Genomic DNA, 9,332 nt, shown 5'->3' on the forward strand with positions numbered 1-9,332 from the left:
CTGGAACACACCCTCTGTTTCGCTTTGACCCAGCATTTCGTAAGTTTTGCTGTCGTCGTAGGGCATTTCCTCCACCGAGAATGCGGGATTCTGCCGTTGAATCATGGCTTCTGCATCTCGAATCACCGTCAAGGTTCGCAGACCCAGAAAGTCCATTTTCAGTAGACCCAATTCCTCAATGGTGGTCATGGTAAACTGGGTAACCGGTACGCCATCGTTGGAAGCCAGCGGAACATACTCATTGGCCGCTTCCGGAGTAATAACTACACCGGCAGCATGGGTGGAGGCATGGCGAGGCATACCCTCAATTTTAATGGCAGTGTCCACCAATTCTTTGACCTGTTCATTGCTGTCGTACTGAACTTTCAGTTCCGGAGATGCTTCCAGTGCACGATGCAGGGTCATTTTAAGTTCCATTGGAACCAGCTTTGCAATGGCATCCACCATGGCGTAAGGCAAATCCATAACCCGGCCCACATCCCGCAGGGCTGCACGGGCAGCCATTGTTCCAAAGGTAATAATCTGTGCCACATGGTCATGGCCGTACTTTTCGTTTACATAGTCGATTACCTCCTGCCGCCGCTCGTAGCAGAAGTCCACATCAAAGTCCGGCATGCTAACTCGCTCCGGATTCAGAAAGCGTTCAAACAGCAGATTGTAGCGGATGGGGTCAATGTTCGTAATGCCCACGCAGTAGGCTGCAATGCTTCCTGCACCACTGCCACGGCCGGGGCCCACTGCAATGCCCTTTCGCTTTGCGTAGTTGATGAAATCAAACACAATGAGGTAATAGTTGGTATAGCCCATGCGCTGAATTACATCAATTTCGTACCGCAGACGCTCCTGAATTTCGGGCGAGGGGTTTTCTCCGTACCGTTTGGCCAACCCTTCATAGCAAAGCGTTTCAAAGTAGGTTTGGTTGTCCATGCCGTTCGGGGCTTTGAAATAAGGCAATTTTGTAACGCCGAACTCGAAATCAAAGCTGCACATCTCCGCAATTCGGTTTGTGTTCTCGCAGGCATCCGGAGCAATGGCAAACAAATCGTACATTTCCTCGGTACTTTTTAGGTAAAACTCATCGGTTTCAAATTCCAGCTTATCATCATCCTGAATGGTTTTTCCTGTTTGAATGCAAATCAGAATGCTTTGCATCCTGCTGTCTTCCTTGCGCAGATAGTGGGAGTCGTTGGTAGCAACCAGCGGAATCCCCGTCTCTCTGGACAGACGAATGATTTTTGGCAGCACCTGCTGCTGTGCCGGAATTCCATGGTCCTGAATTTCCAAGTAATAATTCCCCTGCCCAAACAGCTGGTTGTAGTACAAGGCCACCTGCTTTGCCTTTTCGTAATCGCCTGCCAGCAGAGCCTGGGGCACCTCGCCCGCCAAGCAGGCAGACAGGCAGATCAGCCCCTCACAATGCTGCTCCAGCAAGGCTTTGTCAATACGGGGTTTGGAATAAAACCCTTCTATGAAGCCAGCTGATACCAACTTGATTAAATTTTTATAGCCGGTTTCATTTTTGCAAAGCAGAATTAAATGGTGGGAACCATCGATACGGTTTACTTTGTCAAACCGGGAACGGGTAGCCACATACACTTCGCAACCGATGATTGGCTTAATGCCCGCTTTTTTGGCTGCCTTGTAAAAATCCACACAGCCGTACATCACACCGTGGTCGGTAATAGCAATGGATGTTTGCCCCAATTCCTTTACCCGATCAAACAGCTTGTCTATACGGCAGGCACCATCCAGCAAGCTATATTCGGTGTGTACATGGAGGTGTGTAAAATTGCGGTTTTTATCAGCCATTGGTTCTCCTTTTTTGCAATTCTTCTGCCAATCGCTCCAGCTTTTTGATGCGATGGGAAAGGCCCGATTTACTGATTGGGTCCGAGCTCTTTTGGGCCAGCTGCGCCAGCGGCAAATCGGGCCATTCCAGCCGCAGCTGCGCTGCCTGCTGCAAAGGTGCGCTGAGCGTTTGCAGTGCATCAATTTCCTTCAGGTAATGAATAGCCCGCAGAGCCTGTACATTGGCCGTAGCGGTTTTGTCCATATTGGCTGTTTCGCAGTTGGTAAGCCGATTGGTTTTATTGCGCAATTCCTTGATTACCTTGTGGTCCATAATCTGCATAGCGCCATTTCCTGCCCCCATAAAGGTAAGCAGGTCTTCAATTTGTTCGCTGGCCTTGATGTATACCACATTTACCCCTTTGCGGAGTGTGCGGTGGGGGCGGAATTCGTGCTCGGCCAAAATCCCTTCCAGGTCCTTAGCCAGATTGTGACGGCTGGATACAAACTCCAGATTGTATTCCTTTTGAGGGTCGGTCATGGTACCGCAGCAAACAAAAGCGGCGCCCAAAAAAGCAGAGACGCAGCTGGGGCAACGAAGCAGTGCTGGGTCAATACGAAGGCTGATTTGCCCGCTGTCGCACTGGAAGATCTCGAACATCTTTTGCACCTGCTCCGGCTCAGAAACCGAAAACTCATACAACGCCGAGGCGCCTCGCTGTCCTACGGTTATCTCGCCTGAAATGCCAGTGCATTGAAACATTTTTTTGGCATACTGCGCAGCAGAAGCCAACTCGGTTTGCATCATCACGCCCCGCTCATCAAAATAACGACTGAAGCAGGCAATGCCATAAGCAGCCGCCAGCGAACAGCAGGGTCGGTTGATTCGTTTTTGTACAATTTCGTTTTTAACATCCTGCGAAAAACTCATGAGAGCGTTCTTAATCCTTTCTTGCTTGTTCGCTTATCGCTTTTCATCTCGATGGTACATAACCGGTGCATACCCTAATTGCTCGCAATGCTCTACAATTTTGCGAACAAAAGTAACAGACCTGTGCTTTCCACCGGTGCAGCCAATGGCAACTGTTAGCTGGCTTTTGCCCTCGCTTACATAAAGAGGCAGCGAGCAATCCAGCAATGCATTGATGTGGGCAAGCAGCTGCTGGGACTGCTCAAACTGCATTACATAATCCGCTACTTCGTCATCCATGCCTGTTTTGGACTTCAATTCCGGCACATAAAAAGGATTGGGAAGGCAGCGCACATCCAGCACAATATCTGCCTCCTTTGGAATGCCAAACTTAAATCCAAAGGACATGACAGTAAGTACCATGCCCGTTTCATTTTCTCGTAAGAATAGCTTGCAGATACGCTCACGGTTTTGCGCCGCAGAAAGCAGCGAGGTATCCACAATGAAATTTGCCCGTTCTAAAAACGGATGAAGAATCTGCCGTTCTTTCCGGAACGCTTCCTCAATGGTGCAGCCTTTCTGCTGGCACAAAGGATGAAGACGACGGGTTTCTTTGTAACGACGAGCAAGCACATCGTCCGATGCATCCAGAAACAGTAATTTGCAAGAAAATTGACTGCTGTCGATGCTCTGCACCACAGCGGCAGTATCCTTTATACTGCGGCAGCTGCGCACATCGATTACAACGGCAACCTTATCCAAGGTATTTTCACCTTGCAGGGCGAAATCCAAAAAGCGAGGAATCAGCCCCGCCGGGATATTATCGATGCAAAAATAACCAATGTCCTCCAATACATTGATTGCCAGCGACTTGCCTGCGCCAGACAAGCCAGTAACCACCAACAGCTCCATTTATATCTTCCTTTGCATTTGACATTTTATGTTGTAGGATAAAACAGCTTTGACCGGCTGCCCTTTGCAAGACAGCCGGCCTTTTGGCAGGTTATTCTACAACTCTGATTTCTTTTTCCAGGCAGTACCCTGTTTTTTCCTGGACGATTTCACTTACCTGACGGGCCAGCTCCAGCACATCTGCGCATGTGGCATTGCCCAGGTTTACAATAAAGCCGCAATGTTTTTGACTGATGGCAGCATCGCCTACCCGAAACCCTCGCAAACCACACTGGTCAATCAGGCCACCTGCAAATGCTCCTTCCGGGCGCTTGAAGGCACTGCCTGCGCTGGGCAATTCAAGGGGTTGTTTATCCACTCGGCGCTGCATCAGGTCATCCATCACAGCCCGAATCTGCTCAACTTCTGCTTTTTTCAGATGAATCTCCGCCGAAAGAACCAGCCAGCCGGTTCGGCCAAAAATGCTGGTGCGGTAGCCCAGTTCCAGAGCGTCCGCACAGAGTGTGCGAATTTGACCCTGCTCATCCAGAAATTCAACACAGGCCAAAACATCCTTCATTTCGCCGCCGTAAGCGCCGGCATTCATGTAAACGGCACCGCCTACACTGCCTGGAATGCCATAGGCAAATTCCAAGCCGGAAAGTCCCTGCTGTGCCGCTGCCAAACAAACATCTTTTAACGATGCGCCCGCGCCAGCTCGCAGACAGGTGTCCTGAATCTCAATTTGATTGCAGGCGTGGGTGGTGGAAATAACGACTCCATCAAAGCCTTGGTCCGAAAACAGCAGATTGGAGCCATTCCCCAGCAGATAATACCGAACTCCCTTGGCCCGGCACAAAGAGACCGCCTGAATCAACTGTTCACGGCTTGCGGGCTGGCAAAACACTGCTGCTGGCCCACCAATGCGAAAGCTCGTATGGTGTGCAAGGGGTTCCTGACAGGTGTACGGGATACCTGCTTGCTTCAATTCCTGTTCAATGGCTGCCATGCACTCCATAAGGTGCCTCCTCTTGTTTATAAAATGATTGTTACAGTTTTTCCTGGTTGCCCAGCCATGCTGCGCCTACTACGCCAGCATCGTTAAACAACTCTGCGCATTTGATGTTAACACGACGGTTTCCATCACGGGCATAGTCTTCCCAATCTACCAATTTGCGCACAGGTGCCAGCAGAACCTCTCCCTGCTTGGAAACACCGCCGCCGATGCAGATTACCTCCGGCTGGAAAATGTTTACAACATTGGTCAGGCCACAGGCGATGTACTCAACGAACTTATTCACCAGCATGGTGGCCAGTTCGTCGCCAGCTGCCATACCGTCAAAAACGGTCTTGGCACCTACTTTATTAATGTCGCCATCTACCAGCTTCCACATCATGTTCTGAGGATGGGCCAGCATGGTAGCCTTCGCATCCTCTGCCAAGGCACTGGAAGATGCATATTTTTCCCAGCAGCCGTTTCGTCCGCATTTGCAGGGACGGCCATCTTTCTGGATTACCATATGGCCCAGCTCGGCACCTGCGTAGTTGAAACCGGCAAAAATTTTGCCATCGATGATAATGCCTGCGCCGATGCCGGTGCCCAGTGTAATCACCACCGCATAGCGGGTATTGCGGGCACCGCCTGCGATATACTCGCCATAAGCCGCTGCATTGGCATCGTTTTCGATGTATACCTTACAGCCCAGCAACTTTTCCATATTCTCCTGCAGATGCCACTCTCGATAGCCGAAGTTGGCATTGAAATTTACCACACCGGTGCTGCTGTTTACACTGCCGGGGCTGCCGATACCAATCCACAGCAGGTCATCCATGGTGAGGTTGGATTCCACCAATACTTGGCGGCAGAGATTTGCGATTTTTTCCTCAATTACATGCTCGGGCTGGGGCAAGTCAGTTGCGCAGGTGCAGGTGTGCAAAACCTTGAATTCTTCATCTACAATGCCAGCGGTAATGGTGGTGCCGCCCAGGTCAACGCCAATGGTGTACTTTTTCATACAAGCAACTCTCCAATCCGATTTACAATTTCTTTTTTGTGAACTTCCAGCTCCCGGCAAAGGCGCTCACCCGTGCTATTCACAATCAATTCCGGCGGGAAGTCTACTTCCTTCAACAGACCAAACAGATGGGCCACGCCGGCTTCCAGATGATAGATGGAATGAGCATCGCTGTTAAGAGCGATTTTGCATTCATTCTTTTTGCAGGCCTCCAGCAGAGCCCGCATATTTCCCACACCATCCGGGCGCACCACATAGGAATTGCCGTTCAGCTCCACAACCTTGTTGTATTCTGCGAAGGCTTTGGTAACCCTATCGTAGTCATAGCGGTGCTTTGCCTGCTCGGAATGCCCAATCATATCCACAACCGGATTGCGGGCTACCTGAAGCCAAAGATGCGTAGCTTCCTCCACCGTAAGCCTGCCGGGAAGGCAATCCCCGTGAATGGATGCAATAACCCAGTCCAGCTGCGCCAACTCGTTATTGGGAAGATCCAAATTGCCTTCCTTGTCCATTACATTGGCTTCCACTCCCTTTAGTACGGGAATGCCTTCCAGCACATCCGGCAGACGGCGCAGGGTGAAGAAATACCAAGGATGGGGAGAATCCGGCATGGCACAGCCATGGTCTGTAACGGCGAATGCCTTATAGCCCATCTGCTTTGCCTTGGTGGCCATTTCGGTAATGGTGTTGACCGCATGGTTAGACACCAGTGTATGGGTGTGGAGATCTGCAACGATTTGATACAAGTCTATGCACTCCCCTCTTATTCCATGCCGTCATCATCCAACCCAAGGCGGGCCAGCAGCTCTTTTGCTGCGTTGTAGCCCATCTTTTTCTGACGGTTGTTGATGGCTGCAGTTTCCACAATGACAGCCAAATTTCGGCCCGGCATAACCGGAATTACGGTGCTGGGAATCTGAACTCCCAAAATATCATAAAAGTCTGTCTCCAGGCCGGTGCGGCTGTAAGTTTTGGTTCGATCCCACGGCTCCAGCGACACCACCAAATCAACCTTTTCGCTGATTTTAACGGAACCGATACCAAAAATGCGGGCCACATTTACAATGCCCACACCCCGCAGCTCGATGAAATGACGGATGTTTTCCGGCGCAGTACCTACGATAGTACGGCTGGAGGTGCGGCGCAGCTCCACTGCGTCATCCGCAATGAGACGGTGGCCACGCTTAACCAGCTCCACTGCCGTCTCACTTTTACCAACTCCACTGTCACCCAAAATCAGAATGCCTTCACCGTACACCTCAATAAACACACCATGGCGTGTTACACGGGGCGCCAATTCCACATTCAAAATGCTAATGAGGGTACTCATCAAAGTGGAGGTAGTCTCCGACGAAGAAAGCAAGGGCACCTCATACTGCTGGGCAAAATCCACCATTTCGGGCAGAGGCTCCAGTCCCCGGCTTACAAAAACAGCAGGGGGCCGAAGCTTGAACAACTGTTCCAGGTGGGCCCGGCGGGTGGTCTGGGGCAGCTCTTTCAGATAAGATATCTCAACCATGCCAAAAATCTGGATTCGGTTGGAATCAAAATATTGATAGTACCCTGCCAACACAATGCCAGGGCGGTTTACATCCGCAGTGTCAATGGGGATGTCTTTCAGGTCTTTGGGAGCATGGATAGTTTCCAGGTTGAGCATCTCGGCCAGTTTGCTCAGAGGAACGGAGAACGCCGGCATAATAACACCCTTTCTGTGGTTTGGAATTTAGCAATGTCCCTATTATATAATAATCGACGGAATTTATCAATTTGATTTCCGCAAAATCATGCACCCAGTTCATCAGGTTGCTTCCGGCATTTTGCTGTTTTTTTACAGAATCTTCAGCTCACAGATAAAGCTCAGTCGTTCGGAATCCCAGAGGGCATTTTGCTGTGCCAAAGCTTCGGTTTGGGCCGCATTCCAATTGGCAAATCGGCGCTGCAAGCCAAATACATCCCCCTGCGGGGTGAACCCTTCGACCAAAATTTTATTTGCCACGGCGCTCAGAGCCGCTTCCATTGTGCCAAGGAGTTTTTCTTGCTGCTGGGCAGAATATTCCCCCTCCACCCCACTGACCGAGCGAATGGCCCCGGTGAGATGCAGGCGCAGCTTCATTCCCTGGGCAGTTTGCTCCACATCGTATACAAACCTGGGACTGCTGAGCTGCACTTGTACAAGCTGCTCGCCCAGCGACAGCTCAAACAATGGAGCGGACACAGACTGCCCACACAGCAGCGCCGCCATAATGTGCTCTGCCTGGGTCCAGTGCGCAGTGGGTTTGCCCTGCTGGTAGAGCATAAGTCCGTTTTCTTTTATTCCCAGCGGCCCTTCGCTTTGGAGCAATGGCACCAAACCGCATTTTTCCTGTTGCAAAAGTTGATACAAGAAGGTTCGGAAGGGCTGCTGCTGGCTAAGCTGCTGCAGCCCTTGCAGAAAGTCCGGTTCCTTTGCTTGCTCCGCAAACTGTTCTGCATCGCTATCAATACCCCATACCTGCATATTGGGTCGCCCGGAATCAATGCCCGCCAGGTATTCCACCGCCTGAAACAAGCCATTCTGCTGCAACCCAGGGCCAACAAGAAACATCTCATTTTGACCGTAAAACACCGGTCCCGCACACTGCTGCTCCGCCTGCTGCAACGCTTCAAACCAGCTGTTCCCTGTTCCCTGCACCACTTGCAGGTTTTCCTGAGCATCTCCTGCATCGGCACTGGGCTGCGCCTGTAAGAGCACCAGCTGGGCGGTGTAGTCTGTTTGGTGCTCCAGATACAGTGCCTTCACAATCATTTTGGTGCCTATGCCGCCTCTGGAACATCCGGTAAAAAGCAACAAACAGGCACAAATCATAGCTGCCAAACCATACGCAGATTTCATGAACAGGCCTCCTTTTTTGATTTTTGGGGCCAGTTAGTCCAGCCCCGCACAAGAACGGACATAGCGGCGGCAATCAACAGCCACTGCTGCCACTGATACAGCAGCTGCTCCGAGCCGGAACGCAGTATCACAAACATAGCCAGAACACCCGCCACCGCTAAAGCATACGGCAGGTGTTTCGGCATACTGGGCCTGCTATATTTCAGCAGCTGAACCAATGCCAGACAGTAAACTGTGATTTTGAGCAGCAACAGCAAAAGCCACACACTGCCGTGGAGGGCATCCAAACGGCGAAAGACCGAAATGCCGCCCAACCGGGCCAAATTAAAGACGGGCTGCTCCTGCTGCCAATAGGAACTGCCCATGGCCATCTCGCCCAAAATTGCCACAAAAGCCTGTATTCCAAACAGCAAGGCAAACAGTTTTGCCCCCTGCCCTGCGCAGCGTGTTTTGCCCTGCTGGTCCTCCTGTGCAAAAAGGCTCCATAGCAACAGCTCCGGCGGAAGGTACAGCTGCGCCCAGGAGGCCTGCACTACCTGCTCCAGTGATAGGCTGCCCGGTTCCAGGCCGGTAAAATGCAGCTGAGGAACCAGCGAGAGGAACAAGAACAGCAGGGATGCGGCACAAAGGGTCAGAATTGCCCCGGCAGTGCGGCACAAAGCATGCAGCCCAGAATACACTCCATAGAAAGCAGCCCCAAACATCAGCAGCAAAAAAGCTCCCATAGAAAGCACGCTGGCTTGAGCATGGCTGTAAAACCGCTGCCCCTGGGCCAACTCTAACGCTAGCGAAGCCAAAACCGCCCCCATAAGCAGGTACCGGCATAGGGCAAACTGCCTGAAATTGACAACCG

9 protein-coding genes are annotated in these 9,332 nt (G+C 51.3%); all 9 read right to left on the reverse strand.

Annotation, left to right across the window (positions count from 1 at the left end; all coding sequences use genetic code 11):
• Positions 1-1,809: DNA polymerase III subunit alpha (gene dnaE / locus ACH2EM_RS07470; protein WP_395151511.1), on the reverse strand; the 1,809-nt coding region annotated here is incomplete at its 3' end.
• Complete coding sequence (gene whiA / locus ACH2EM_RS07475; protein WP_395151512.1) at positions 1,802-2,719, reverse strand: DNA-binding protein WhiA; 918 nt, start codon at positions 2,717-2,719, stop codon at positions 1,802-1,804. The genes dnaE and whiA, both read right to left, overlap by 8 nt.
• Positions 2,720-2,752: 33 nt before the next feature.
• Positions 2,753-3,610: an RNase adapter RapZ gene (gene rapZ / locus ACH2EM_RS07480; RefSeq protein WP_395151513.1), complete on the reverse strand. Its 858-nt coding sequence runs from the start codon at positions 3,608-3,610 to the stop codon at positions 2,753-2,755.
• 91 nt (positions 3,611-3,701) lie between these two features.
• Positions 3,702-4,607, reverse strand: a complete 906-nt coding sequence (gene murB / locus ACH2EM_RS07485; protein ID WP_395151514.1) for a UDP-N-acetylmuramate dehydrogenase — start codon at positions 4,605-4,607, stop codon at positions 3,702-3,704.
• A gap of 31 nt (positions 4,608-4,638) precedes the next feature.
• Positions 4,639-5,604 carry an ROK family protein gene (locus ACH2EM_RS07490; RefSeq protein ID WP_395151515.1) on the reverse strand — a complete coding sequence of 322 codons (966 nt, stop codon included), beginning with the start codon at positions 5,602-5,604 and terminating at the stop codon, positions 4,639-4,641.
• On the reverse strand, positions 5,601-6,353 hold the full coding sequence (locus ACH2EM_RS07495) for a phosphatase (protein ID WP_395151516.1): 753 nt from the start codon (positions 6,351-6,353) through the stop codon (positions 5,601-5,603). The genes ACH2EM_RS07490 and ACH2EM_RS07495 overlap by 4 nt, the downstream gene beginning before the upstream one ends.
• Positions 6,354-6,370: 17 nt before the next feature.
• A complete protein-coding gene (gene hprK, locus ACH2EM_RS07500) occupies positions 6,371-7,303 on the reverse strand; it encodes an HPr(Ser) kinase/phosphatase (protein WP_395151517.1) in 933 nt (310 codons plus the stop codon).
• 132 nt (positions 7,304-7,435) lie between these two features.
• Complete coding sequence (locus ACH2EM_RS07505; RefSeq protein WP_395151518.1) at positions 7,436-8,479, reverse strand: hypothetical protein; 1,044 nt, start codon at positions 8,477-8,479, stop codon at positions 7,436-7,438.
• The coding region (locus tag ACH2EM_RS07510) for a GerAB/ArcD/ProY family transporter (protein WP_395151519.1) at positions 8,476-9,332 on the reverse strand (857 nt) is incomplete at its 5' end. The genes ACH2EM_RS07505 and ACH2EM_RS07510, both read right to left, overlap by 4 nt.

The sequence above is a fragment of the uncultured Allofournierella sp. genome, assembly GCA_944382705.1.
Classification (GTDB): domain Bacteria; phylum Bacillota; class Clostridia; order Oscillospirales; family Ruminococcaceae; genus Allofournierella.